This window comes from Microbacterium sp. NPDC056044 (assembly GCF_042267145.1).
In the GTDB taxonomy this organism is placed as follows: Bacteria; Actinomycetota; Actinomycetes; order Actinomycetales; family Microbacteriaceae; genus Microbacterium.
In genome coordinates, this window is record NZ_JBHJWZ010000001.1 from 10,654 (window position 1) to 36,965 (window position 26,312).

Genomic DNA, 26,312 nt, shown 5'->3' on the forward strand with positions numbered 1-26,312 from the left:
AGCACGGTGGCGGACAGCACGGCGAAGACCAGACCGGCGAAGGCCTCGGAGTCTGACGTCCCCATCGGACCCACCGGTCGTCCCTATCAGGGCTTCCCCACTCCGCCGAAGCTCGACGGCCACGGTCCCGCTCGCATCATCGCGCTGTGCAACCAGAAGGGCGGCGTCGGCAAGACGACGACCACCATCAACCTCGCGGCCGCCCTCGCCGGCTACGGCCGCAAGGTGCTCGCGGTCGACTTCGACCCGCAGGGGGCGCTGTCGGCGGGTCTCGGCATCCAGACCCACGAGATCCCCACGATCTACGACCTGCTGCTCGACGGCAAGCGCGACCCGCACGAGGTCATCGTGCACTCGCGCGTCGAGAACCTCGACGTGATCCCGGCGAACATCGACCTGTCGGCTGCCGAGGTGCACCTCGTCAACGAGGTCGCGCGCGAGCAGACGCTGTCGCGGGCGCTCCGCAAGCTCACGGGCGACTACGACGTGATCCTCATCGACTGCCAGCCGTCGCTCGGCCTCCTGACGGTCAACGCGCTCACCGCGAGCCACGGCGTCGTCATCCCGCTCGAGTGCGAGTTCTTCGCCCTCCGCGGCGTCGCGATGCTGATCGAGACGATCGACAAGGTGCGTGACCGTCTCAACCCCACGATCACGCTCGACGGCGTGCTCGCCACGATGTACGACGCGCGCACGCTCCACTCGCGCGAGGTGCTCGAGCGCGTGGTCGACGCCTTCGGCGACGACGTGCTCGAGACCGTCATCGGCCGCACCGTCAAGTTCCCCGACGCCTCCGTCTCGGGCATGCCGATCACCGAGTTCGCGCCGGAGCACGCCGCCGCGCAGGCCTACCTGCGACTGGCGCGGGAGCTGGTCGCCCGTGGCGCTGTCGCCTGACGCTTCGGCAGGCTCACCGGCCGGGGAGGGATTCCGGGTCGCGCTCTCGAATTTCGACGGGCCGTTCGACCTCCTCCTCACCCTGATCTCGAAGCACGAGCTCGACATCACCGAGGTGTCGCTGTCGCTCGTGACCAACGAGTTCATCGCCTACTTGCGGCAGGTGGGTCCGGGCGAAGAGCTGGACGAGGCATCCGAGTTCCTCGTCGTCGCCGCGACCTTGCTGGACATGAAGGTCGCGGGACTGCTTCCGCAGGGCGAGCTCGTCGACGCCGAGTCGGTCGCGCTGCTCGAAGCACGCGACCTGCTGTTCGCGCGGCTGCTGCAGTACCGCGCCTTCAAGGAGGTCTCGACGTGGTTCGAGCGGTGCCTGCGCCGTGAGGCGGTGCGCCACACCCGCTCGGTCCGCCTCGACGAGAAGTACCGCAACGCCGTGCCCGAGCTCGTGTGGTCGCTGAGCGCCGACGACTTCGGGGCGCTGGCGCTGCTGGCGATGACGCCGAAGGAGATCCCGCGCATCGGGTTCGACCACCTGCACGCACCGCTGGTGAGCATCCGCGAGCAGGCCGCGATCGTGGTGACGCTGCTGCGGGATGCCGGGTCCCTGACGTTCCGCGAGCTCATCGCGGGCGTCGGCCAGGCGGGAGTGGTAGTCGCCCGTTTCCTCTCGGTGCTGGAGCTGTACCGCCACGCCGCCCTGTCGTTCGAACAGCTCGAGCCGCTCGGCGAGCTGACCCTCCGCTGGAGCGCGCAGCGCTGGAGCGACGAGAACCTCGCCACTTTGGGAGCCGACTATGACCGATGACCCGACCACCGCAGAGAGCACGCCGCCCGCCGTCACCGTGACCGACGTCGCACGGCGGCTCGAGGCGATCCTGCTGATCGTCGAGGAGCCGCAGAGCCTGGTGAGCCTCGCGGCGGCCGTCGGCGCGCCCGTGCCCGCGGTGCGGCAGGCCATCGAGACGCTCGTCGACGACTACGACGGCAAGTCCGGCGGCCCCGTGCGCGGCTTCGAGCTGCGCGAGGTCGGCGGCGGCTGGCGCCTCTACGTCCGTGAGGAGCTCGACGACCTCGTCAGCGAGTACGTCGGCGGCCAGGCGCCGTCGCGGCTGTCGCAGGCGGCACTCGAGACCCTCGCGGTCATCGCCTACAAGCAGCCGGTCAGCCGCAGCCAGGTCGCGTCGATCCGTGCCGTGAACGTCGACTCCGTCGTGCGCACGCTGCTCGCGCGCGGACTCATCACGGAGCTCTTCGCCGACGCCGAGACCGGCGCCATCAATTACGGCACCACCGACGCGCTGCTCGTGCACCTCGGCATCAACTCGCTGGACGAACTGCCGCACATCTCGCCGCTGCTCGACGGGGCGGACGAGGTCGGCGACAACCTGGACGAAGGAGTGCGACGATGACCGGCGCCGAATCCACCGAGGGCGTGCGCCTTCAGAAGGCCCTGGCGAACGCGGGGGTCGCGTCGCGGCGCGTCGCCGAGCAGCTCATCGTCGAAGGGCGCGTGCGTGTGAACGGCACGGTGGTCACCGAGCTCGGCTCGCGCGTCGACCCCGAGAACGACCTGGTCGACGTCGACGGCACCGCCGTCCAGTTCGACCAGTCCAAGCGCTACGTCATGCTCAACAAGCCCACCGGCGTCGTGAGCTCCATGAAGGACGACCGCGGCCGCCCCGACCTCCGCCGCTTCACGAAGGACTGGGAGGAGCGCCTCTACAACGTGGGGCGATTGGATGCTGAGACCAGCGGTCTGCTCGTGCTCACCAACGACGGCGAGCTCGCGCACGTGCTCGCGCACCCGTCGTTCGGCGTGACCAAGGTCTACATCGCCAAGGTCGAGGGCGTCGTGACGCCGCAGACCGTCCAGAAGCTGCTGCGCGGCGTGGAGCTGGAGGACGGCCCCATCTCCGCCGACAAGGCACGGCTGCTGTCGTCGTCGGCCGAGGGCGGCGGGTCGCTGGTCGAGCTCACCCTCCACTCGGGGCGCAACCGCATCGTGCGCCGCATGATGGCCGAGGTGGGGCATCCCGTCGTCGAACTCGTGCGCCGCCAGTTCGGCCCGCTGCACCTGGGAACGCTGCCAGCCGGGCGCGCCCGCGAGTTGACTAAAGTGGAGCGGGGCGCTCTGCTGACTCTTTCGCGCCAAGCCGCAGGTCAACAGGAGGACTAAGTGACAGCGACCTCCCTCGCTCCGCGCGTGCAGGGCACGGTGCGCGTCGTCGGCGCCGGCCTCCTCGGCGCGAGCATCGGCCATGCGCTCAGCGCGCGCGGCCTCGATGTCGCCCTCGACGACACGTCGCCCGCACAGCTGCGCCTCGCGATCGACTACGGCGCCGGCCGCCGTGCCGCCGAAGACGACGAGCCGTCGCTGGTCGTCGTCGCCGTGCCGCCGGATGTCACGGCCGATGTCATCCAGCGCGAGCTCGAGCGCTACCCGCGCGCCGTCGTGACCGACGTCGCGAGCGTCAAGCTCGAACCGCTCCGCGCGCTGCGCGAGCGCGGCGTCGACCTCACGCACTACATCGGCTCGCACCCGCTCGCGGGTCGCGAGCGCGGGGGAGCGATCTCGGCCCGCGCCGACATCTTCGTCGGCCGCCCCTGGGTGGTCTGCCGCGACGAAGAGACGCCGTCGGCCGACCTCGCCCTCGTCGAGGCCCTCGCGCTCGACCTCGGTGCGACGCCGATCGAGATGACCCCCGAAGACCACGACCGCGGCGTCGCGCTCGTCTCGCACGTGCCGCAGCTCGTCGCCAGCCTCCTCGCCGGCCGCTTCGTCGACGCGCCCGACGGCTCGCTGCGCCTCGCCGGCCAGGGCGTCCGCGACACGACGCGCATCGCGGCGTCGGCTCCTGAGCTGTGGGTGCAGATCCTCGGCGCGAACGCCGCGCCCGTCGTCGACGTGCTCGACCTGATCGCGGCCGACCTCACCGCCGTCGCCGATGCGCTGCGCGAGCCCGACGCGCCGGGGGCACGTCGTGCCGTCGCCGACACGATCCGCCGCGGCAACGACGGCGTCGAGCGCCTCCCCGGCAAGCACGGGCAGAACCGCCGCTACGACCAGGTCGTGGTGATGGTCGACGACACGCCCGGCCAGCTCGGGCGCCTGTTCGGCGAACTCGGCGAGCTCGACGTGAACGTGGAAGACCTGCGCCTGGAGCATTCGCCCGGCGCCCAGTTCGGCCTCGCCGAGATCAGCGTCGTCCCGAGCGCGGTGCGCCGGGCGATCGACGGTCTCGAGTCGCGCGGCTGGAAGATTGCGAGCACCACCAATGACTGACCCCGCGATCACCAAGCCGGGGCCCGACCCCGTCGTCGTCGCGATCGACGGACCCGCCGGCAGCGGCAAGTCCAGCGTCTCGAAGCAGGTCGCCCGGCGCCTCGGCTACGGCTACCTCGACACCGGCGCCGCCTACCGCGCGCTGGCGTGGCACGCGCTGGAGCGCGGCATCGACACGTCGGACGCAGCATCCGTCCTCGATGTCTCGGGTGATTTCGACTACGCGATCTCGCTCGACCCCGACGCGTACTGGGTGCGGGTCGGTCAGGCCGACGTGACCGACGCGATCCGCGAGCCGCGCGTCTCGGACGCCGTGAGCGGCGTCGCGCGCGTGCCCGCGGTGCGGCAGTCGGTGAACGCGCTGTTCCGTGCGCTCGTGGCGCACTCGGGGCGACCGGGCGTCGTGGTCGAAGGCCGCGACATCACGACCGTCGTCGCCCCTGACGCGCCGGTGCGCATCCTCCTCACGGCCGCGCCCGAGATCCGGGCCGCGCGCCGCAGTGCCGAGCTGACCACACAGGATGCCGCGGCCGTCGCCGCCGCCCTGCACCAGCGCGACGCCTCCGACTCGGCGGTCGTCGACTTCCTCACCGCCGCGCCCGGCGTCGAGGTGGTCGACTCGACGCCCCTCGATTTCGACCAGACCGTGGACGCCGTGCTCGGCGTGATCCAGGCCGCGCTCCGCGCGCCGGCGGTCGACCCACTGCAGACAGGAGCCTGAGATGGCTGATGACAACGCCGAGTTCGACGAGTTCGAGCCGGCCGACGACCACCTCGCCGAGAACCTCGCGGACCTCGACGACGAGCTCGCCGAGCAGCGGGCCGTCGCCCTGCGCGTCGGCCTCGACGATTACGACCTCGACGACGAAGACGCGGCGCTGCTCGCCGGCATCGTCCGCGGCGAGGACGGCATCGAGTTCCTGCCGGCGCTGCCCGTCGTCGCGATCGTCGGTCGCCCGAACGTCGGTAAGTCGGCGCTCGTGAACCGCATCCTCGGCCGGCGCGAAGCCGTCGTCGAGGACACCCCCGGTGTCACGCGCGACCGCGTCACGTACAAGGCCGAGTGGATGGACCGCCGCTTCACGCTCGTCGACACCGGCGGGTGGGAGCCCGACGCGAAGGGCATCGACCGCTCCGTCGCCGCGCAGGCCGAGGTCGCGATCGACCTGTCGGACGTCGTGCTGTTCGTCGTCGACGCGATGGTCGGCGCCACCGCGACCGACGAGCACGTGGTGCGCCTCCTCCGCAAGGCCAACAAGCCGGTCTTCCTCGTCGCGAACAAGATCGACGACGCCCGCCAGGAGCCCGAGGCCGCGGCGCTCTGGAACCTCGGCCTCGACCAGCCGTGGCCGGTCTCCGCCATCCACGGACGCGGCGTCGCCGACCTCCTCGACGAGGTCGTGAAGGTCATGCCCGACGTGTCGGCGGTCGCCAAGGCCGAGATCGGCGGCCCGCGTCGCGTCGCCATCCTCGGCCGCCCGAACGTCGGCAAGTCGTCGCTGCTCAACAAGGCCGCGGGCGAAGAGCGCGTCGTCGTCAACGAGCTCGCGGGCACTACCCGCGACCCCGTCGACGAGATCGTCGAACTCGGCGGCAAGCTCTGGCGCTTCGTCGACACTGCCGGCATCCGCCGGCGCGTTCATCTGCAGCAGGGCGCCGACTTCTACGCGTCGCTGCGCACGTCGGCCGCGCTCGAGAAGGCCGAGGTCGCGATCGTCGTGATCGACGTCACGCAGCCGATCAGCGTGCAGGACCTCAACATCATCGACCTCGTCCTCGAGTCGGGTCGTGCGCTCGTCATCGCCTACAACAAGTGGGATCGCCTGAACGACGACGACATGGACGGCCAGGACCGCCGCCGCTACCTCGAGCGCGAGATCGAGCAGGACCTCGCGCACGTGCAGTGGGCGCCGCGCGTCAACATCTCCGCCCGCACCGGCCGCCACCTCGACAAGCTCGTGCCGGCGCTCGAGACCGCCCTCGAGTCGTGGGATCAGCGCATCCCGACGGGCAAGTTCAACGCCTTCCTCACCGAGCTCATCGCGGAGCACCCGCACCCGCTGCGCGGCGGCAAGCAGCCCCGCATCCTGTTCGGCACCCAGGCGTCCACGCGCCCGCCGACCTTCGTGCTGTTCACGACAGGCTTCCTCGACCCCGGCTACCGCCGCTTCATCCAGCGACGCCTGCGCGAGCTGTACGGGTTCGAGGGCTCGCCGATCGTGATCAACATGCGCGTGCGCGAGCGTCGCCAGCGCTGACGCGGAGTTCCGTGAATGACGGATGCCTCGGCCCGAGGCATCCGTCATTCCCTCATGCCTGCTCGCCGTGGCCGTAGCGAGCCGGGCGCACCATCGCGGTGGCGTCGGGCTCGGCGAAGCCGAACTGCCGGTAGAGGCCGTGCGCGTCGCCGGTGAACAGCGTCCACCGCATGTCGGCGCCCGGGCCGTCGTCGATCATCAGGCGGATGAGGCGCTTGCCGAGTCCGTGTCCGCGGTGTGCGTCGACGACGAAGACATCGGCCAGGTAGGCGAAGCCGACTCCGTCCGAGACGGCGCGCGCGAAGCCCACCAGCTCGCCCGTCGGGCGATGGTAGGCGGCGACCACGCGCCACGCGTTGTCGAGCTGCGTCTCGACCTGCGCGCGGGTGCGCCATCCGCCCCAGTACGCCTCGGTCGAGAGCCACGCCCACACGGCGTCCCGCTGGATGCGGGCGGGATCGTCGTCGAGTTCGTAGAGGTCGTCCGGCATCCCGCCATTCTGTCGGATGCGCGGGCGGTGCGACGCGGTCACGCGCGGTCATGCGGCCGTGCGCGGCGGCGGGTGTGACAGGCTGGCAGGGTGACGATCGAGCCTCCCGCCCCCGGTGAGCCCCGGCGTCCGCACGGGCCCCGCAACCCGGGGGACGCGTGGGTCGTGGCGCCGACGGGGGAGCGGTACTGGGGCCGGTTCGGTGCGGCGGGGCTGCTCGCGATCGACGCGCAGCGCGGGATCCTGCTGCAGCACCGCGTCTCGTGGAGCCACTTCGGCGACACCTGGGCGCTGCCGGGCGGCGCGCGCCACGAGGGCGAGTCGGCGTCCGAGGGCGCGCTGCGCGAGGCCGCTGAGGAGGCGGGCGTGCCCGGCACCGCGGTGCAGCCTCGCGTGCTGAGTGTCTTCGATCTCGGCTACTGGAGCTACACGACCGTGGTCGGCGATGTCGTGACCCCTTTCGAGCCCACCATCAGCGACCCCGAGAGCCGCGAGCTCGCCTGGGTGCCGGTCGACGAGGTGACGCGCTACCCGCTGCACCCCGGCTTCGCCGCCTCGTGGGAGCGCCTGCGGAGTCTGATCGACGTGCGGCCCGCGGTCGTCGTCGACATCGCCAACGTCATGGGGTCGGTGCCCGACGGCTGGTGGCGCGACCGCCCCGGCGCGGCATCCCGGCTGATCGGCCGCATCGACGAGCTCGCCGCGCGCGGCGTGCCGGGCTCCGCGCTCGAGCTTGCCGAGCAGACCTGGTATCCCGAGTGGACGGCGGTCGTCGAGGGGCAGGCACGCGGGGTGGCGGGAACCCCGGGTATCGGCGTCGTGCGGGCCGAGGCATCCGGTGACGACGCGATCGTCGCGGCGGCGCAGCAGGAGGTCGCCGCAGGGCGCCGGGTGACGGTGGTCACGAGCGACCGCGGGCTGGCGGAGCGGGCGACGGATGCCGGAGCCGCCGTCCGCGGCGCGCGCTGGCTGCTCGATCTGCTCGGAGACTGACCCGCGGCTCTACTCGCCGGGCGCCCAGTCGTCGTCGCGGCCGCGCAGGCGGTCGATCTCGCGACGCTCGCGCTTTGTGGGGCGGCCGGCGCCGCGGTCGCGCTGTGCGAGGAGGGGAGCGGGGTCGCGCGGCGGAGTGCGGTCCTCCATGGCGGTCGCGACGAGCGGCGCGCCGACGCGCTTCGAGATCGTCTGCCGCACCACCAGCATGCGGTCGAACCCGTCGATGCGCACGCGCACCTCGTCACCGGGCTTCACGTTCTGCGCAGCCTTCGCCCGCTCGCCATTGACGCGCACATGCCCGGCGCGGCATGCCGTCGTCGCGGCTGACCGCGTCTTGTAGATGCGGATGGCCCAGAGCCAGGCGTCCACGCGCACCGGCTTCGCCGGGGCCGTGGCATCGGTCACGGCGTCACCACCGGGGTGCGCGCGGCGGTGCGCGCCCGCACGGTCACCAGCACACCCGCCGCGATGAGGCCCTGGCCGAGACAGTAGGTGAGCATGACGAGCGGGCTCGTCCAGTCGGGCATCGCGTCGGGCGTGAAGAGCCGGAACGCGAGGACCGAGTCCGACGTGAGGAAGAAGACGCCGCCCCACACGATGAGCGGATGGCCTCGCGACGCCGCGAAAGCCGTGCCGCCCAGCACCAGGCCGTAGATCGCGACGGCGATGGCGAGCCCGCCGAGGTGGGGCCACAGCACCGCGAGGAGCACGACCCACCAGACGGCGTACGCAGCGGCCCAGAACGGCACGCGGCGGACGGCCAGCACCCGCCAGAACAGCCAGATGTAGCAGAGGTGTGCGAGGCCGAAGAAGAGGAGCATCATCGGCACGGTCGGCAGCCACGGCACGAACGTGCCGGCGCCGTCTCCGAGCCACGAGAGCCCGATCGCGACCACGAGCAGGGTGTGCGCGGGCGTCCAGGCGGACCCCCACGCGCCCCAGACGACCGCGAGCCCGAGCAGCGGCATCAGGGCGAGCTTCGTGGGCGCGGCGACCACGTCCGAGCCGACAGCGAGCGCCGCGACGTGCACGACTGACACCGCGATGAACGGCGCGAACCCGATCCAGAGCCGACGCATGATCCTCCTCGATACGCAGGGCAACCATAATCGTCGCATGACCGATGTGCTGGCTCGGATGGGCCTCGTCCGGATGTCCGCACGCGACACGACAGCCGCGCACCGCGTGGCGACGCCGCTGGAGCTGCTGTTCGACCTCGTCTTCGTCGTCGCAGTGTCGCAGGCGTCGCAGAACCTGCACCACCTCATCAGCGACGATCACGTCGGCCAGGGCGTGCTCGCGTACCTCATGGTGTTCTTCGCGATCTGGTGGGCGTGGATGAACTTCACGTGGTTCGCCTCGGCCTTCGACACCGACGACTGGCTGTACCGCGTGCTCACGATCGTGCAGATGGGCGGCGTGCTCGTGCTCGCGGCGGGTGTGCACGCCGCGATGGTCGACTTCGACTTCCTGGTCGTGACGTGGGGCTACGTCATCATGCGACTGGCCATGGTGGCGCAGTGGCTGCGGGCCGCAGCATCCGATCCCGAATCGCGTCGGACCGCACTGCGCATGGCGCTCGGCGTGACCGTGGTGCAGGTGCTGTGGGTCGCGCGCATCTACCTGCTCGACGAGGCGGCGCAGTTCTGGACGTTCTTCGTGCTCGTCGCCGTCGAGCTGCTGGTGCCGGTGTGGGGCGAGTCGTCGGGCCGCACCGCGTGGCACCCGCACCACATCGCGGAGCGCTACGGCCTCTTCACGCTGCTGCTCCTCGGCGAGAGCCTGCTCGCCTCGGCGAACGCGATCATCGACGCGCTGAGCGAGGGCGAGCACACGCAGGAGCTCGTCACACTCGCGATCTCGGGCATCGTCGTCACCGCGGGCATCTGGTGGGTCTATTTCTCCCGTGAGCAGCAGCACCGGCTCGAGGGCAGGAAGTCTGCCTTCCGTTTCGGCTACCTGCACTACATGATCTTCGCGGCCGTGGGCGCCGTGTCGGCGGGAGTGGAGGTCGAGATCGACGAGATCACCGGGCACACCGAGATCCCGCATGCGATCGCCGGCCTCGCGCTCACGATGCCGATCGCCATCGTCGTGGCCGCCTCGTGGATCGTGCTGCTGCGGGCGACGCTGTCGCGCTGGGCGTCGGCGGCCGTGCTCTGCGGCGCGGTGCTGATCGGGCTCGCAGGGCTCCTGCCGTCGGCGGAGTACGTCGTCGCCGCCGCGCTCCTCGTGGGCGTGGTCGTCGTGCTCGAGGTCGACCGCGTGCGCCGGGAGTCCGTGTCACCGGTGCGGTGACGGGGACGGATGCTGCGCTCCCGCGCTCGTCCACGGTGCGGGGTCAGCCGGCGAGGTCGAGCGACACGATCGCCAGGTGCGGCTTGGGTCGTGCCACCTCGCGGAACCCGGCGTCTTCGAACGTCGACAGCACCCCGTGGTACAGGTCGTTGACGGGGATCTTCTTGCCCGCAGCGGGGTCGAGCGGGTACGCCTCGATCACCCGCGCGCCGCTCGTGCGCGCATAGTCGATCGCCGCGTCGAGCAGTTTCCCGTTGAGGCCCTGGTTGCGGTGCTCTTTGCGGACGACGAAGCAGCTCACCGACCAGACCGAGTCGTCGTCCCATGGTTCCTCCGAGGCGCCGGTGAAGTTGCGTGTGCGGCCCAGCCGCACCTGCTTCGTGCGCGGCCCGACCCGCACCCAGCCGGCCGCCTCGCCGTCGACGTAGGCGATGAGCGCCGGCGCGGGCTGCGCGTGCATCTCGTCACGGAGGAGTCCCTCCCGCTGCTCCTGCGATGTCTTCTGCCACTCGGCGTTCGTGATCATCCACCACTGGCACTGGCAGCCGTGCCCGTCGCCCCCGCCGCTGAGCGCGTGCTGCGCATCGTCGAAGCGATCTGCGGTGGCCGGTTCGATGCTGATGTTCACCATGTCGAGACGCTAACGCCGGCCACCGACAGCGGCAAGCGATCGACGGATGCCACGCCCGGGCGCCCGCCGGTTCGCGAGGCCTCCGCGGAGCGGGTAGGATGGGGGAGTTGTCCACGCGCAAGCGGGTTCAACGGGATGTGGCGCAGCTTGGTAGCGCACTTGACTGGGGGTCAAGGGGTCGCAGGTTCAAATCCTGTCATCCCGACAGACAGGGCCGGGATTCTACGGAATCCCGGCCCTTCTTCGTCGCATCCCGGTGATCGGGAACGCGCCGCCCTCAACCCGGCGTTGATCTGGTTGGGTCGTGCCAACGGGCTTCGGCCGTGCCGCGAACCGCGGTGCGGGCCGCAGAGATCAGCCGCGACGAGGGAGTTGCCATGCAGATCGCCGACCGGGTCTTCGTCGTCACAGGCGCGGGCAACGGCATGGGGCGAGAGGTCGCTATCGGGCTCATCCGCAAGGGTGCCACCGTGGCCGCCGTCGACCTCCGGCCGGACGGACTCGCCGAGACCGCGAGACTCGCCGATGCCGGCGATCGGCTGTCGACGCACGTCGTCGACGTCACCGACCGGGCGGCTGTCGACGCGCTGCCCGACGAGGTGCGTGCGCGGCATGGCGCCGTCGACGGTGTCGTCAACATCGCCGGCGTGATCCACCGCTTCGCGTACGTCGCCGACCTCGACACGGCCGAGACCGACCGGGTGATGCGCATCAACTTCGACGGCACCGTCAACGTGTGCCGCGCGTTCCTCCCCGCACTGAAGGAGCGCCCGCAGGCGGTGCTCGCGAACATGTCGAGCCTCTCGGCACTGATCCCGTTCGCGTCGCAGACCATGTACGGCGCGAGCAAGGGCGCGGTGAAGCAGTTCAGCGAGGGCCTCTACGCCGAGCTGCAGGGCACCGGCGTCGAGGTGTGCACGATCTTCCCCGGCAATGTCAGCACCGACCTCACGGGTAACTCGGGCGTGACGATGATCGAGGCGGGGGAGCGCGCCGTCCGCGCCACGACGCCCGAGGCGGCGGGCCGCAAGATCATCGCGGGGATCGAGAAGGGCCGCTTCCGCATCCTCATCGGACAGGATGCTGCGATCCTCGAAGCTCTCGTCAGGATCAGCCCCGGCGGCGCGACGCGTTTCGTCGCGCGCCAGATGAAGTCGGTGCTGCCGGCATGACGGCCGCGGGAGAGCGCAACGAGGTGGGCGCACGTCTCGAGTTCGACGTGATCGTCGTGGGTTACGGCGCGGCCGGCGCTTCGGCGGCGATCGAAGCCGCTGAGCGGGGAGCGCGGGTGCTCGTCATCGACCGCGCCTACGGCGGGGGTGCGAGCGCGCTGTCGGGCGGCGTCGTCTACGCCGGTGGCGGCACCACGTATCAACGGGCAGCGGGCTACGACGACACCGTCGACGACATGTACCGGTACCTCGCACGCGAGACAGGGGATGCCGTCTCGCCCGAGACGCTGCGCCGCTTCTGCGACACCAGCGTCGACACGGTCACCTGGCTCGAGGACCACGGCGTCCGCTTCGCCGGCGGTGTGCCCGAGTACAAGACCTCGTACCCCACCGACGACCACTACCTGTACTACTCGGGCAACGAGAAGGCGCACCCCTACAAGGACGTCGCCGAGCCGGCGCCACGGGGGCACCGCGCACTGGCCAAGGGCCTCTCGTCGGGCAAGGTCATGTTCACGGCGCTCGCCGCGTCGGCCGCCGCGAAGGGCGTCACCGCGATCACGGCGGCGCGCGTGGAAGAGCTCGTGCTCGACGGCGCACGCGTGACCGGCGTGCGGTTCCGCTCCCTGTCGCCCGATTCCCGCGGTGCGGCACGACACCGACGCCTGCTGGGGTGGGGCGGGAAGATCGGGAACTGGATGCCTCCCATCGGCCGCCTCTTCACCGACAGGGCCGACGCGCTCTGGGAGAAGAGCGCGCAGTCGCACACCGCGTACGCCGACGCGGTGGTACTGGCAGCGGGCGGCTTCATCAACAATCCGGAATGGGTCCGCGAGCACGCGCCGGAGTTCGTCGACATCAGCCCGCTCGGCACGCCGGGCGACGACGGGGCCGGCATCCGTCTCGGCCAGTCCGTCGGCGCCGCGACGGGCAAAATGGGCAACGTCACGGCGTGGCGGTTCCTGACACCCCCGAGCGCCCTGCTCGAGGGGATCGCCGTCGGCCAGGACGGCGCGCGCATCGCGAACGAGGACCTCTACGGCGCGGCGCACGGCGACATCATGATGCGCCACCACGGCGGCCGCGGCTGGCTGGTCTGCGACGCTGCCACGTGGCGCCGGGCACGCGCGCAGCTGCGCACCCAGACGCAGTCGTTCCAGCTCCTGCAGCTGATCCCGCTCTTCCTGTTCGGGTACCGCAAGGCATCGACCCTCGACGCGCTGGCCGCGAAGATCGGCGTGGATCCGGCGGGCCTGCGCGCCTCGACGGCTGCCTACAACGAGGGCCTCAGCTCGGGACTCGGCGACCCGTTCCACAAGGCGCCGGAGTACTGCGCGCCCATCGAGGGCGGGCCGTTCTACGCGATCGACATCTCGGCGCAGAACGTCATCTACTACCCGCTCCCGGGCCTCACCCTCGGCGGGCTGGTCGTGGACGAGCGCACCGGCGGCGTGCTGCGCGCAGACGGGTCGACGATCGACGGCCTCTACGCGGCGGGTCGCAACGCCGTCGGCATCTGCGCGAACGGCTACGTGTCGGGGCTGTCGCTCGCGGACTGCGTGTTCAGCGGCCGCCGCGCCGGCGAGTATGCCTCCGCACGCGTCTCACGGCAGCTCGCCGACTGAATCGAGGGAGCGACCGCGCGCCCGACGCTCACCGCGCGCTGAACCCCGCCGCAGCGGTGAGCCAGTCGTGGATGGCGGCGACGCCGCGCGCGAACCCGTCGGACGCGGGCTTGTCGAGGAACCCGTGCGTCGTCCCGCCGATCACGCGATGATCGATGGCGAGGCCGGCAGCGGCCGCCTCGGCGAAGGCTTCTCCGGGGCCGCAGGCTCTCGGTTCGAGCTCGACCACTCGCCGTCGACCGAGTTGCACGAGGACCGCAGCGTGCGCCCGACGGGTAGAGTTCAGGCGATCGACAGGAGAACGATGACCGCGCAGACGGATCGCGCAAGCAAGCGGGTGACCGCGGCCGACGTGGCTCGATCGCTCGGGCTGTCTCGCGCGACGGTCGGGTTCGTGCTCAACAACACGCCGGGTCAGAGCATCTCGGAGGCCACCAAGCGCCGCGTCCTGGACGAGGCCCAGCGCCTCGGGTACCGGCCGCACACCGCGGCGCGCGCCCTCGCCAGCGGCCGCAGCCGCATCGTCCTCCTCGTGCTCCCGGATTGGCCGCTCGACCACTCGATGCGCGCGAACATCGACGAGGCGTCGCTCACCCTTGATCGCGTCGGCTACTCGCTCGTGACGATGACGCCCCACCCCGACGGGCAGGCCGTGCCCCTCTGGCAGAGCCTCAGCCCCGATGTCGTGCTGTCGCTGACGCCCCTCAGCGACGAGCGCTACGCCGCAGTGGCGTCGTCGGGGGCCATCCCGCTCGTGCCGGGCAGGGGCTCGCTGGAACTCGAACTCGACCTCCGCTTCGCGGACGGACCTCGCGTGCAGGTCGAGCATCTGCTGGCGCAGGGCCGGCGCACGATCGCCTTCGCCGCACCCGACGACCTGCGCCTCGCCGATCTCGCGGCGCAGCGTCAGCACCTCACCGCTGCGACCCTCGGCGCGGCCGGCCTCGAACTCGCCGCGGTGGCTGCGTTCAACGCCGACAACGCGGGCGACGTCATCGCCCGCTGGGTCGCCGACGGAGTGGACGCCGTCGTCGCCTACAACGACGACGTCGCGGCGCGCCTGCTCGCGGCGGCGCTGCGGCAGGGCGTCGACGTGCCCGGCCGGCTGGCGATCGTCGGCCACGACGACACGCCGCTCGCAGGACTTCTCGTTCCGGCGCTCTCGAGCGTGCGAGTGGATGCTGCGGGCCTCGGCCGCTACCTCGCCCTGGTCGCCGTGGCCGCGGTGGAAGGCGGCGAGCGGCCGTCGGCAGGGCCGTCCGCCGACGTGCAGCTGGTGCGCCGCGAGACCACCTGACGGACGCGGAATGCGCTCGCCCGTCTCCGGTCGGGCTGGCTGGGCCTCCACCCGAGAGGCGCTCAGAGCATCCTTCGGGCGGCCACGCATCCGCCTGCGTCGTTCCTCGGCGGTGGCTAGCTCGTCTCGCGGATGATGAGGTGGGCGTCGGTCTCTGGGCCGGCGAGCGGGGGAGGTGAACCCGTTGCTGCGCTGAGGGCGAGCTCTGCGAGATACCGACCCAGACCGGCGTTGTCGACGCGCACAGTGGAGAGCGCTGGGACGACGAGACGTGCGAGCGGCGTATCATCGTGGCCGACGATCGCGAGCCGGCCGGGAACCGCGAGGTCGGAGCGCAGGGCAGCGCCGAGCATTATCGCCGCGATGTCGTCGTTGTAGGCGACGATGCCGTCGACGCCCTGGTCGATCCAGCTGCGCAGCTGATCTGCAGCGTTCGATTCGGTGATTGCGGCCTCGGCGGCCAGCGTCGAGCCGTCCAGCGTCGACAGGGTGTGGCGGGCGAGCGCACGTCGCTGCGCGACGAGATCGGCGATGCGGGGATCGGCGGATGCGGCGAAGGCCAACCGCCTGCAGCCGCGGTCCAGGAGGTGCTCCACCTGCATGCGGGGGCCGTCCGTGTATCCGAGGTCGCCCACGGCGCCTTCCTCGCCGGCCGCTACCGGCGGAATGATCTGCGGCACACCACTGCCGCGGATCTGGTCGAGCTGTTCTTGAGTGAAAGGCACCATGCCCATCACGACGTCCGGGCGCAGCGTCTCCCACAATGGCCGGGCCCGGCCCCCGGGGTGCGGGGTCATGGTGACCAGCGTATAACCGGCTTCGTCCAGTGCGAGGGACGCCTCGTCGAGGTGCGTCCGCATGCTGTAGTCCATCGGCCAGTCGGGAAGCACGAGCAGGATGATCCGGCTCTTGCCGCTCGCCAATGTTTGCGCTGCCGCGTTCGCGCGATAGCCCAGCCGCTTCGCTTCCGCCAGCACACGGTCGCGCGTTCCGGAAGGGATGGTCTGACCGGGAGTGTCATTGAGCACGAACCCGACCGTGGCGCGGGAGAGGCCCAGCGAGCGGGCAACATCGGCTGCGGTGACTCGCTTGGTCGGTGCTCCCGGCATTTCCCTCTCCTCAGTGACTTGCGCGTGCTAGTGATCTACCGTAGCATCCAGGTACCTCGCTAGCACGTGCTAGCAATCAGCCCGACAATGGAGTCTTCACGATGACCCCGAGCAACGACGAACCGCTCATCACCCCGCTTCCGGCATCCCTTCCCGCTCCGTCGGTGAACGCGGTGGAACTCGACGAAGCGGCGCATCCGGCTCCCGAGCTGCCGAAGGTGGGCTCCCGCTACATCTGGTTCATGGTGCTGGCGCAGTTCGGCGTCTTCATGGCCTTCATCACCCCGCTGGCGATCTCGCTCACCATCCGGGTCAACACACTGGCCCCGGGCCACCCCGAGTACCTGGGTTTCATCACCGGCGCCGGCGCGCTGTTCGTGATGCTGACCTCGCCGTTCATGGGCATCTGGAGCGACCGTACCCGCACCCGGGTCGGGCGCCGCAGGCCCTTCATGATCGGCGGAATGCTCGTGGGCGTGCTCTCGCTCATCGTGATGGCACTCGCCCCCAACGTCTTCATCGTCGGGCTGGGCTGGATCCTCGCGCAGTGGGGCTGGGGCACCACGCTCAGCAACCTGCAGATCTCCACCGCCGACCGCCTGCCGGAGTCGCAGCGCGGCAAGGTCGCCGGCCTCACGAGCTTCGCGACCCAGATCGCGCCCGTCTTCGGTGTCATCCTCGCCCAGTTCTTCACCGGCGACCCGCTCCTGCTCTTCCTCGTTCCCGGTGCTGTGGGAGTGCTGTTCGTCGTGCTGTTCGTCGCCCTCGTCCACGAGGACGACAGTCGGGCACTGCCCAAGGACCCCATCACCGTCCTCCAGCTGCTGGCGAAGTACCTCTACAACCCGCGCAAGCACCCCGACTTCTCGTGGAACTGGCTCGGCCGCTTCCTCTTCTACACCGGCATCACGCTGAACACGACCTACACGGCGTACTTCTTCGCCGACCGTTTGGGTATCGCAGTCGAGTCCGTCGCCGGCATCATCGCGACGCTGAGCCTCGGTGGCATCCTCGCGGTGACGCTGGGCGCCATCGGCGGAGGGTTCCTGTCCGACCGTCTCAAGCGACGCCGCCTGTTCGTGCTGCTGGGCGGTCTGATCATGGCGGCCGGGATGCTGCTGCAGGCGTTCGCCCCCGACATCACCTTCCTCATCACCGGGTCGCTGGTCACGTCGGTCGGGCTGGGGCTGTTCGCCGCGGTCGACCAGGCGCTGCTGCTGGATGTGCTGCCGGAGCGCGAGACCGACGCCGGCCGGTTCATGGGCATCACCGGGTTCGCCACGTCCATCCCGCAGTCCATCGCTCCGCTGGTGGCGTCGGGGATCCTGCTCATCGGCGTCACCGGGGATGAGCGCAACTACACGCTGCTGTTCATCGTCGCCGCCGTCTCGGTGATCCTCGCGGGCGCCGTCGTGCTCCGCATCCGCTCCGTCCGCTGACCCGTCCCGCAGAAAGCACCTCGCAGATGTCGTTCACCGTCACCCCTGTCCGCTTCGAGCACCACCGCCAAGCATTCGGCATCGGCGATGCCCGCCCTCGTCTGTCGTGGGTCACGACGGATGCCCCGAACGGCTGGTCGCAGGCCGCCTACGAGGTCGAGCAGCGCGGCGGGGAGAGCGTCCGCGTCGACAGTGGCGAGTCCGTGCTGGTGCCGTGGCCGTTCGACGCGCTCCGCTCGCGAGAGCGCCGGGAGATCCGGGTGCGCGTGCACGGCGCCGATGGGTTCACGAGCGTGTGGAGCGACTGGGCACCGGTCGAGGCGGGCCTGCTGGAGGCAGCCGACTGGACCGCCCAGCTGGTCGGACCGTCCGATTCCGCGATCGCGGCTCCGCTGGTGCGCGGCTCCTTCACCGCAGCCGGGCACAGCGAGGTCGTGCGCGCGCGGGTCTACGCCACGGGTCATGGGCTGTTCCAGCTCGAGCTCAACGGCCGGCGGGTCGGTGATGACGAGCTCGCCCCCGGCTGGACCGCGTACGAGTCCCGGCTGCGCTACACCGCCTACGACGTCACCGACCGGGTCACCACCGGCGAGAACGTCATCGGCGCCTGGCTGGGCGACGGGTGGTGGCGGGGATATCTCGGCTGGGGTGACAAGAAGGCACTCTACGGCTCCCACCTCGCAGTGCTCATGCAGCTCGAGATCGAGTATGCCGACGGCACCCGCCAGACTGTCGCCTCTGGCCCGGACTGGGTCGCCGGGACCGGCCCGATCCGTTCCGCCGACCTCTACAACGGCGAGGACTTCGACGCCCGGGACCTCGACCCGGCATGGTCGACGACGGATGCTGCGGCGCAGGGGTGGACGCCGGTCGCGGTGCGCGAACTCGGCGACGTCGAGCTGGTCGCCCCAGACGGCCCGCCGGTGCGGGTCGTGGAGAACCGTGCCGTGCAGAACGTGCTGACGTCCCCGTCGGGCGCCACGATCCTCGACTTCGGACAGAACCTGGTCGGCCGGCTGCGGATCACCGTCTCGGGCGACGCGGGGACCACTGTCACCCTCCGGCACGCGGAGGTGCTCGACCACGGCGAGCTCGCCATCGAGCCGCTGCGCGGGGCGAAAGCAACCGATACCTACACGCTCGCCGGAGCGGGCGAGGAGACGTGGGCGCCGCGCTTCACCTTCCACGGCTTCCGGTACGCCGAGGTCACCGGATGGCCCGGCGAGTTCGACCCCGCGGCAGTCACGGCGGAGGTGATGCACTCCGACATGCACCGCACCGGCTGGTTCGAAACCGACAACGCGCTGGTCGACCGGCTGCACGAGAACGTGGTGTGGGGGATGAAGGGCAACTTCCTCGACATCCCCACCGACTGCCCGCAGCGCGACGAGCGACTCGGCTGGACGGGAGACCTGCAGGTATTCGCCCCCACCGCCACGTACCTCTTCGACTCCGCCGGGTTCCTGGTCTCGTGGCTCAAGGACCTCGCCGCAGAGCAGAGGAAGTACGGCGGCACGCCGATGGTGGTGCCCGCGATCGTCACCGGTTATACCGGCCCGACAGCTGGGTGGGCGGATGCCGCCACCGTGGTGCCGTGGACGATCTACCAGGCGTACGGCGACCTCGGTGTGCTCGAGGCCCAGTTCGACAGTATGGTCGCGTGGGTCGACGAGGTCACGGCGGCGGCCGGCGCAGACCGGGTGTGGAGTGCCGGGTTCCAGTTCGGCGACTGGCTCGATCCGACCGCACCGGCCAACCGCCCCGAACAGGCGCAGACCTACCCCGAGATCGTCGCCACCGCGTACTTCGCGCGCTCCTCGCGCATCGTGGCCGAGGCTGCCGCGCTGCTCGGCCGCACAGCAGAAGCCCGCAGGTACGGCGCGCTGGCCGACGAGGTGCAGCGGGCGTTCGTCCGCGAGTACGTCTCGGGCTCCGGGCGGCTGCTCTCCGACTCGGCCACCGCGTACGCCCTCGCGCTGACGTTCGATCTGCTTGACGACGCCGATCAGCGGCAGCGCGCCGCCGACCGGCTCGCGGAGATCGTGGCCGGCAACGGCTACAAGATCGCGACCGGGTTCATCGGCACCCCGATCATCACCGACGCCCTCAGCGCCAACGGCCACGCCGACGTCGCCTATCGGCTGCTGCTGCAGACCGAAGCCCCGTCCTGGCTGTACACGGTCGAACAGGGCGCCACTACCATCTGGGAGCGATGGGACTCGCTGCTGCCCGATGGGACGGTCAATCCCAGCGGCATGACCTCGTTCAATCACTACGCCTTCGGCGCCGTCGCGGACTGGATGCACCGTGTGGTGGCGGGTCTCGCGGCCGCAGCCCCGGGATACCGCCGCATCCGCGTGGCCCCGCAGCCTCCGAAGCGCGGGCTGACGTCCGCCTCCGCCAAGCTCGAGACGCCCTACGGTGCAGCGGAGGCGGGGTGGGTGCTGACCGACGGCCAGGCACGGATCTTCGCGACCGTGCCGGTCGGTGTCACCGCCGAGGTCGTGCTCCCCTCCGGCCGGACGCTGGAGGTGTCGGCCGGCACGCACGACTGGATCGAGCCGTTCGAGGTGGACCAGCAAGTCGTGCGCACGTTCACGGTCGACTCGCGCATGGCCGACATCGTCGACCACAAGCCCGCGCTCGAGGTGCTGACCGGCGTCATCGCCAAGTGGGTGCCGGGCGCCGCCGAGCACATGTCCGGCGGCCTGCGCGGCCAGGACGACGTCACACCGCGACAGATCACCGGCATGTTGCCCGATCCCGCCGGCGTGCTCGCCGACCTCGAACGAGGCTTCGCCGCCCTCAACACAGGCGACGAGATCCCGGCCGACATCTACACCGTCCCGCAGCCGGCGGTGGACGACACCGCCCTGCAGCAGACGGCCGCGCTGCTGTCCGGCCGCGACTTCTGGTCCACCCGCGACAGCGCCGGAGTGGCGTCGATGGTGATGGTCGACGGCCCGCACGGCGTGCGACGTCAGGACGGCACCGCCGACAATCTGGGATTCAACGACTCGCTGCCCTCCACCTGCTTCCCGCCCGGCGTGGCGATGGGCTCCACCTGGGACCCGACGCTGATGCGTGAGGTCGGGGTCGCGCTCGGTGAAGAGGCCCGTGCGCTGAACGTGAACATGATCCTGGGCCCGGCGATCAACATCAAACGATCCCCCCTCGGCGGCCGCACCTTCGAGTACCTCTCCGAGGACCCGCTGCTCACCGGCATCCTCGCGACGGAGTACGTCCGCGGCGTGCAGTCCACCGGCGTGGGCACATCGGTGAAGCACTTCGCCGCGAACAACCAGGAGACCGACCGGATGCGCGTCAGCGCCGAGGTCGACCCGCGCGCACTGCGCGAGATCTACCTGCCCGCCTTCGAGCGGGTTGTGAAGGAGGCGGCCCCCACGTCAGTGATGAGCGCGTACAACGCGATCAACGGGGTCTTCGCCTCGGAGAATCGGTGGCTGCTCACCGAGCTCCTGCGCGACGAGTGGGGCTTCGACGGTCTCGTCGTGTCGGACTGGGGCGCCATCAAGGATCGCGTCGACGCGCTGCAGGCAGGTTTGGACCTCGAGATGCCCGGGACCGGTGACGAGGGCACCGACGCGATCCTCCAGGCGGTGCGCGAAGGCCGACTCGACCGTGCCGTCGTCGAACAGGCGGCCGCCAGGGTCGCAGCGCTGGTCGAGCGCACGCGTCTGCCCGAGGAGCCGTCGACGTTCGACCGGGCGGCTCACCACGCGCTGGCGCGCCGGGCGGCGGCAGCCGCCATCGTGCTGCTGCGCAACGAGAACCAGACACTCCCGCTGCGGGCGGGGCAGAAGGTCGCCGTGCTCGGCGAGCTCGCCGTCGAGCCGCAGTACCAGGGCGGCGGCAGCTCGCACGTCAACCCGACGCGGCTCGACATCCCGCTCGATGAGCTGCGCGCCGCGCTCGGCGACCACAGCATCTCGTACGCCCCGGGTTACGGTGAGGGGGATGCTGTACAGCTGCGCGCGGATGCCGCCGATGCGGCGGCCGCCGCGGACGTCGCGGTCGTGTTCGTCGGACTCTCCGAGAAGGACCAGTCCGAGGGCTTCGACCGCATCACCATCGATCTCCCCGCCGAACATGTCGCGTTGATCGACGCGGTGGCCGGGCGGGCCGGCCGTACGGTGGTCGTCCTGTCCAACGGCGGCGTGGTCACGCTGGAGCCGTGGCACGACCGCGTCGACGCGATCGTCGAAGGCTGGGCGCTCGGACAGGCCGTCGGCGGCGCGCTCGCCGACGTTCTCACCGGCGCGGTGAACCCCTCCGGCCGGCTTGCCGAATCCATCCCGCATCGCCTGGAAGACACCCCCTCGTTCCTGAACTTCCCGGGTGAGAACGAGATCGTCCGATACGGCGAAGGCGTCTTCGTCGGCTACCGGTACTACGCGTCCGCCGAGCAGCCCGTGCGCTACCCCTTCGGCCACGGCCTGTCGTACACGACCTTCGTCCACGAGGCGCTCGAGGTCGTCACCACCGGACCCGACAGCGCGACCGTGCGAGTCACCGTCCGCAACGCCGGCGCAGTCGCCGGGGCCGACGTCGTCCAGGTCTATGCCTCTCCTGCCGACTCCCCGGTCCGTCGCCCGGTCCGCGAGCTCGCCTCGTTCCAGAAGGTGCAGCTGGAGCCTGGCGAAGCGCGCACCGTGGAGCTGGCGCTGGAGCGTCGGGCGTTCGCCTACTGGGACACCGTCAAGGACCGCTGGCGCGTGCAGCCGGGAACGTACGGCGTAGAGATCGGTCGATCCTCCGCCGACATCACCGCCTCTGCCCCAGTCGAGTTGGAAGGCGACACAGATCGACCGGAGCCGCTGAGCCTGGACTCGACCGTCGGCGATTGGTTCGGCCACCCGACCGTCGGGCCGGCGCTCATGCAGGCCATGATGGCGAATGCCACCCCGGAGCAGTTGACCGCCGCGGAGGGCAACGGCAACATGCTCAAGATGGTCGAGTCCATGCCGATGGCACAGTTCGCCCGATTCCCCGGCGTCGAGATCTCCGACGAAGCGCTCGATCGACTCGTCACACTGAGCCTCGCGCACTGAGCGCCCTGCGCTGCCACGCCCACCGACTCAGCATGACCCTCTGCATCTCCATGCGAGCTCACACCTGTGGGAGAGTTCGTCATTCCGACTGACGTCACCGCGTGCATCGGCACCTTCCTCTCCGACGACGGTGCCTTCGCCGCCGGCACAGCACCAGGAGAATTCCATGTCAATCCGAGCACTGGCGATGGATGCCATCGTCAAGCGCTTCATCGCGCGAGCCGGCAGATCGGACGTTTCCGCCGAGATCTCGCGCCGCCGCACCCAGGGACCACCCATCCCCGCCGCAGTACCGCCATCGATGCAGAAGCGGTTCCACATCATCGAAGCGCGGGTGGCCGGTTCGCCAGTCGTCACCCTCCGTCGTCGCAACGCTCCGCTCGGACGCGCGGTCATCTTCCTCGCCGGCGGCGGATACGCGCATCCGATCTCGACGGCACACTGGAAAGCCGTCGCCCAGTACGCGGCCGCCGCCGAGATCGACGCCGTTGTACCGCTCTACGAGGTCGCTCCCTCCGGTGACGCTCGTCGCGCCCAGGAGTTCGTCGCCCGAGTGCTCGCAGATACGATCGCACAGCGAGGGCCAGGGGAGGTGTTCCTCGCTGGAGACTCCGCAGGCGCCGGCCTTGCGCTGAGCGTGCTGCAACGGCGCACGGAGGGCGTCCGCGCCGCCATCCTCCTGAGCCCATGGCTGGACGTCGAACTCGCGCACCCTGCAGCTGACGTACTGGAGGAATGGGACGCCATCCTCGACCCCGTCGAGCTCCGGCAATGGGGTCGAGCTTGGGCAGCGGAGCTGCCGACCTCCGACCCTGCCATCAGCCCGATTCACGGCCCATTCGAGGGGCTGCCGCCGGTGCACATCGTGTCAGGCGGTCGGGATCTCCTGCTACCCCAGGCGCTCGACGCCTACCGGCTCCTCAAACGAGCCGGCAACACCGGCACATTCACCTACGCTCCCGACGCCAATCACGCAGTGGGCCTCAGCGGCTCGGCAACGCCGGAAGCGCGGCGCGTGCACGATGAAGTCGTGCGTGTCTTGCGATCCTGATCACGAAAGGACGACATCCATGCCATTGCTCCAGAAGACGTCACCGGCCGCAGCCCTCGCCGGGGCGACGTGGATCACCACGCCCGAAGCAACGCCGGCGGCCGGCCAGCGCCCCGCCTACGAGTTCCGGCGCACGTTCACCGTGGCTGGTGCAGCGAGAAGTGTAACGCTGACCGTCACCGCGCACGGCGTCTATGAAGCATTCCTCAACGGACAACGCGTCGGCGACTTCGAGCTCACTCCCGGGATCACCAGCTACCGCAAGACTCTCCAGGTTCAGCAGTACGATCTGACCGCATCGACGCTCGAAGGTGACAACGAACTGCTCATCGTCCTCAGTGACGGCTGGTTCCGCGGGCGCGTCGGCGCGCACCGGGTGCCCGACAGCTTCGGCACGCATACCGCTGTGGTCGCCGCTCTTTCGATCGAGGCGATGGAAGGCGTCACGACGGTTGTCACTGACGGCACCTGGGAGACGGGCGTCGGGGCGATCATCCAGGCTGACCTGATGGACGGACAGACCATCGACCTGCGTCGTCTCGGCGCCACCGAGTGGCAGCCCGTCGTGGCTGCGGAGGATCCGCTGACACGCGACGAGGGCCGGTTGGTGTGGTCGGTGGCACCGCCGGTGCGCAAGGCCGAGAGCTTCACTCCCGCATCTATCGCGCGTCTCCCGTCTGGCCGGCAGATCGTCGACTTCGGGCAGATCCTTAACGGCTGGGTCCGTCTCTCCCGGCTCGGCCCGACCGGGACCACCGTCCACCTCGCTCACGGGGAAGCCCTCGATCACGACGGGGACCTCACACTCCGGCACCTGGACATCACCGTCGCGCCCGGCCTGCCGAAGCTGCCGGTCGGACAGCGCGACACCGTCATCTCCCGTGGGGAACGGACCGACGTCTTCGAACCCCGGCACACCAGCCACGGCTTCCGCTATGTCGCCGTCGACGGGCTCGAGGAGGACCTGACCGCGGAAGACATCACCGCGCATCAGGTGCGATCCGACCTCCGCCACACCGGAACGTTCTCCTGCAGCGACCCTCGGCTGAACGAGCTGCACCGTATCGCGGTTGCCAGTTGGCGAGCGAACACCCTCGACATCCCGACCGACTGCCCGCAACGGGAACGATGGGGCTACACCGGCGACTTCCAGATCTTCGCCCGCAGCGCCGCGTTCCTCGACGACATCACCGGGTTCGCCGGCAAGTGGCTGACCTCGCTGGCGGACGACCAGCACGCCGACGGCAAGATCACGAATGTCGCCCCGGATTGCGGCATCGAGACTGACCCGGTCATCTCGATCTCCTTCGACGGCTCTGCCGGATGGGGTGACGCCGCGACGATCGTCCCGTCGGAGCTTTACCGCGCCTATGGCGACCCGAGCATCCTGACCGAGACCGCCGCCATGATGCGCCGCTGGGTGGACTACGCCGCCGATGCGGCAGCCGACGGCCGGCACCCCGCTCGCATCGCCGCAGACCCTGAGCCCGCACCGCACGAGCGATACCTCTGGGACACCGGCTGGCACTGGGGCGAATGGCTGGAACCCGGCGTGTCCTTCAACCCGCAGGGCGATCCCGCCATCGTCGCAACCGCTTATCTCGCTCACTCCGCACAGCTCACCGCCGACGCCGCCCGGGTGATCGGCGACGGCGCCGCCGCGGAGAACTATGCCCGGCTCGCGGGGAACGTCATCGATGCGTGGCGCACCGAGTTCCTTCACCCCGACGGTACCCTCGCCGTGCCCACCCAGGCGAACTACGCACGCGGTCTCGCCTTCCGCCTCATTCCCGCGGAGCTGACTGCCGCGGCGGCGGACCACCTCGTGCGGCTGATCGAAGAGAACGGCACGCGCCTGGGCACCGGATTCCTCTCGACAGGGATGCTGCTCCCCGTCCTCGCAGAACACGGCTACGCCGATGTGGCCTACAACCTGCTGTTCCAGAGCGATGAACCCGGATGGCTCGTGATGCTCGACCGCGGCGCCACGACGGTCTGGGAGTCCTGGTCGGGCATCGACGCGGAAGGGAATCCCCACGAATCGCTCAACCACTACTCCAAAGGCGCGGTCATCACCTTCCTCCACGAGTACATCGCCGGCATCAGCCCGGCCGAACCGGGCTACACCAAGGTCGACATCCGCCCGCACCTCGACGAGCGCCTGACATGGGCAGAAGGATCGCTCGAAACCCGTCACGGCACCGTGAGTAGCCGCTGGCAGCGCGAGGGGGAGAAGTTTGTCCTCACCATCGAGATCCCGGACGGTGTAACCGGCATCGTGCACTTGGCAGATGGCGAGACGCATGAAGTGACCGGGGGTCGCAGTACGTGGACATTCGCTGCGCCCGCGTCGGCTGCTCGCACGCCGTACCCGGATCTGCGCGCTTCACGCGATGCGGCGCCCGCCGCGTCACCAGAGGAGTCGCTCGACTGGGGCCGGATCGACCCTGATGTCACCACCCTCGGCGAACTGCTGGAAGAACCCGCCTCACGCCGGGTTTTCGATCAGGTCATGCCCGGTGTGGCCGACAGCCCCATGATCGCCATGGCGAGACCCATCCCTCTGAACACCGTTCTGGAGATGGCAGCCGGATCGATCCCACCGGAGCACGTCCGGGAGTTACGCAGGAGACTCTCCAAGCTGTGACGACGCCCTGAAAGTCGCGCTCAGCGCGAACATCCAGGCGCCGCGGG

Annotated in this window: 21 protein-coding genes and 1 tRNA gene; 17 read left to right on the forward strand and 5 right to left on the reverse strand. The window is 70.3% G+C overall.

Annotated elements, in window-relative coordinates; all coding sequences use genetic code 11:
* Positions 1-6 precede the first annotated feature (6 nt).
* From ACFC1I_RS00055 to der, 7 genes are read left to right on the forward strand one after another with little or no spacing between them, the layout of a single operon-like run.
* Positions 7-897: a ParA family protein gene (locus tag ACFC1I_RS00055; RefSeq protein ID WP_376005613.1), complete on the forward strand. Its 891-nt coding sequence runs from the start codon at positions 7-9 to the stop codon at positions 895-897.
* Positions 881-1,702, forward strand: a complete 822-nt coding sequence (locus ACFC1I_RS00060; protein ID WP_376005615.1) for a segregation and condensation protein A — start codon at positions 881-883, stop codon at positions 1,700-1,702. Before ACFC1I_RS00055 ends, ACFC1I_RS00060 begins: the two co-directional genes overlap by 17 nt.
* Positions 1,692-2,306, forward strand: coding sequence for an SMC-Scp complex subunit ScpB (gene scpB / locus ACFC1I_RS00065; RefSeq protein ID WP_376005617.1), 615 nt, complete (start codon positions 1,692-1,694; stop codon positions 2,304-2,306). Before ACFC1I_RS00060 ends, scpB begins: the two co-directional genes overlap by 11 nt.
* Complete coding sequence (locus ACFC1I_RS00070; RefSeq protein WP_376005619.1) at positions 2,303-3,073, forward strand: pseudouridine synthase; 771 nt, start codon at positions 2,303-2,305, stop codon at positions 3,071-3,073. The genes scpB and ACFC1I_RS00070 overlap by 4 nt, the downstream gene beginning before the upstream one ends.
* A complete protein-coding gene (locus ACFC1I_RS00075; RefSeq protein WP_376005620.1) occupies positions 3,074-4,180 on the forward strand; it encodes a prephenate dehydrogenase in 1,107 nt (368 codons plus the stop codon).
* Entirely contained in the window at positions 4,173-4,901 is a 729-nt protein-coding gene (cmk, locus tag ACFC1I_RS00080) for a (d)CMP kinase (protein WP_376005621.1), read from the forward strand. Before ACFC1I_RS00075 ends, cmk begins: the two co-directional genes overlap by 8 nt.
* A gap of 1 nt (position 4,902) precedes the next feature.
* Positions 4,903-6,438, forward strand: a complete 1,536-nt coding sequence (gene der, locus ACFC1I_RS00085) for a ribosome biogenesis GTPase Der (protein ID WP_376005623.1) — start codon at positions 4,903-4,905, stop codon at positions 6,436-6,438.
* A 52-nt stretch (positions 6,439-6,490) separates the two neighbouring features.
* Here der and ACFC1I_RS00090 read toward each other — a convergent pair whose 3' ends face one another.
* The gene (locus tag ACFC1I_RS00090; protein WP_376005624.1) at positions 6,491-6,928 is read right to left on the reverse strand and encodes a GNAT family N-acetyltransferase; all 438 of its coding nucleotides are present in this window, start codon (positions 6,926-6,928) and stop codon (positions 6,491-6,493) included.
* Positions 6,929-7,018: 90 nt separating this feature from the next.
* Here ACFC1I_RS00090 and ACFC1I_RS00095 point away from each other — a divergent pair, with 90 nt between their 5' ends.
* Positions 7,019-7,921 carry an NUDIX domain-containing protein gene (locus ACFC1I_RS00095; protein WP_376005626.1) on the forward strand — a complete coding sequence of 301 codons (903 nt, stop codon included), beginning with the start codon at positions 7,019-7,021 and terminating at the stop codon, positions 7,919-7,921.
* Between the two features lie 9 nt (positions 7,922-7,930).
* On the opposite strand, the gene ACFC1I_RS00100 is transcribed toward ACFC1I_RS00095, so the two are convergent.
* Together ACFC1I_RS00100 and ACFC1I_RS00105 are read right to left on the reverse strand one after the other, a co-directional pair.
* The gene (locus tag ACFC1I_RS00100; RefSeq protein ID WP_376005628.1) at positions 7,931-8,329 is read right to left on the reverse strand and encodes an RNA-binding S4 domain-containing protein; all 399 of its coding nucleotides are present in this window, start codon (positions 8,327-8,329) and stop codon (positions 7,931-7,933) included.
* A complete protein-coding gene (locus tag ACFC1I_RS00105; protein ID WP_376005630.1) occupies positions 8,326-9,003 on the reverse strand; it encodes a lysoplasmalogenase in 678 nt (225 codons plus the stop codon). Before ACFC1I_RS00105 ends, ACFC1I_RS00100 begins: the two co-directional genes overlap by 4 nt.
* Before the next feature lie 37 nt (positions 9,004-9,040).
* Between ACFC1I_RS00105 and ACFC1I_RS00110 the strand changes: the two genes are divergently transcribed.
* Positions 9,041-10,222 (forward strand): low temperature requirement protein A, encoded by a 1,182-nt coding sequence (locus tag ACFC1I_RS00110; protein ID WP_376005631.1) that lies wholly within the window; start codon positions 9,041-9,043, stop codon positions 10,220-10,222.
* Between the two features lie 43 nt (positions 10,223-10,265).
* Here ACFC1I_RS00110 and ACFC1I_RS00115 read toward each other — a convergent pair whose 3' ends face one another.
* Positions 10,266-10,853, reverse strand: a complete 588-nt coding sequence (locus ACFC1I_RS00115) for a GNAT family N-acetyltransferase (protein WP_376005632.1) — start codon at positions 10,851-10,853, stop codon at positions 10,266-10,268.
* Positions 10,854-10,984: 131 nt separating this feature from the next.
* On the opposite strand from ACFC1I_RS00115, the gene ACFC1I_RS00120 reads away from it, so the two are divergent.
* The 4 genes from ACFC1I_RS00120 to ACFC1I_RS00135 all read left to right on the forward strand — a co-directional run bounded on the left by ACFC1I_RS00120 (position 10,985) and on the right by ACFC1I_RS00135 (position 14,947).
* Positions 10,985-11,058, forward strand: a tRNA-Pro gene (locus ACFC1I_RS00120).
* A 172-nt stretch (positions 11,059-11,230) separates the two neighbouring features.
* Positions 11,231-12,025: an SDR family NAD(P)-dependent oxidoreductase gene (locus ACFC1I_RS00125; protein ID WP_376005634.1), complete on the forward strand. Its 795-nt coding sequence runs from the start codon at positions 11,231-11,233 to the stop codon at positions 12,023-12,025.
* A complete protein-coding gene (locus tag ACFC1I_RS00130; RefSeq protein WP_376005635.1) occupies positions 12,022-13,650 on the forward strand; it encodes an FAD-binding protein in 1,629 nt (542 codons plus the stop codon). The genes ACFC1I_RS00125 and ACFC1I_RS00130 overlap by 4 nt, the downstream gene beginning before the upstream one ends.
* 148 nt (positions 13,651-13,798) lie before the next feature.
* Complete coding sequence (locus tag ACFC1I_RS00135) at positions 13,799-14,947, forward strand: LacI family DNA-binding transcriptional regulator (RefSeq protein WP_376005637.1); 1,149 nt, start codon at positions 13,799-13,801, stop codon at positions 14,945-14,947.
* A gap of 116 nt (positions 14,948-15,063) precedes the next feature.
* Here ACFC1I_RS00135 and ACFC1I_RS00140 read toward each other — a convergent pair whose 3' ends face one another.
* Entirely contained in the window at positions 15,064-16,056 is a 993-nt protein-coding gene (locus ACFC1I_RS00140) for a LacI family DNA-binding transcriptional regulator (protein WP_376005639.1), read from the reverse strand.
* 101 nt (positions 16,057-16,157) lie between these two features.
* Between ACFC1I_RS00140 and ACFC1I_RS00145 the strand changes: the two genes are divergently transcribed.
* From ACFC1I_RS00145 to ACFC1I_RS00160, 4 genes are all read left to right on the forward strand, one after another.
* Entirely contained in the window at positions 16,158-17,495 is a 1,338-nt protein-coding gene (locus ACFC1I_RS00145) for an MFS transporter (protein ID WP_376005641.1), read from the forward strand.
* 26 nt (positions 17,496-17,521) lie between these two features.
* Positions 17,522-22,567 (forward strand): family 78 glycoside hydrolase catalytic domain, encoded by a 5,046-nt coding sequence (locus ACFC1I_RS00150; RefSeq protein WP_376005643.1) that lies wholly within the window; start codon positions 17,522-17,524, stop codon positions 22,565-22,567.
* A gap of 166 nt (positions 22,568-22,733) precedes the next feature.
* A complete protein-coding gene (locus ACFC1I_RS00155) occupies positions 22,734-23,618 on the forward strand; it encodes an alpha/beta hydrolase fold domain-containing protein (RefSeq protein ID WP_376005645.1) in 885 nt (294 codons plus the stop codon).
* 19 nt (positions 23,619-23,637) lie between these two features.
* Complete coding sequence (locus ACFC1I_RS00160; protein WP_376005646.1) at positions 23,638-26,265, forward strand: family 78 glycoside hydrolase catalytic domain; 2,628 nt, start codon at positions 23,638-23,640, stop codon at positions 26,263-26,265.
* The last annotated feature ends 47 nt before the right edge of the window (positions 26,266-26,312 follow it).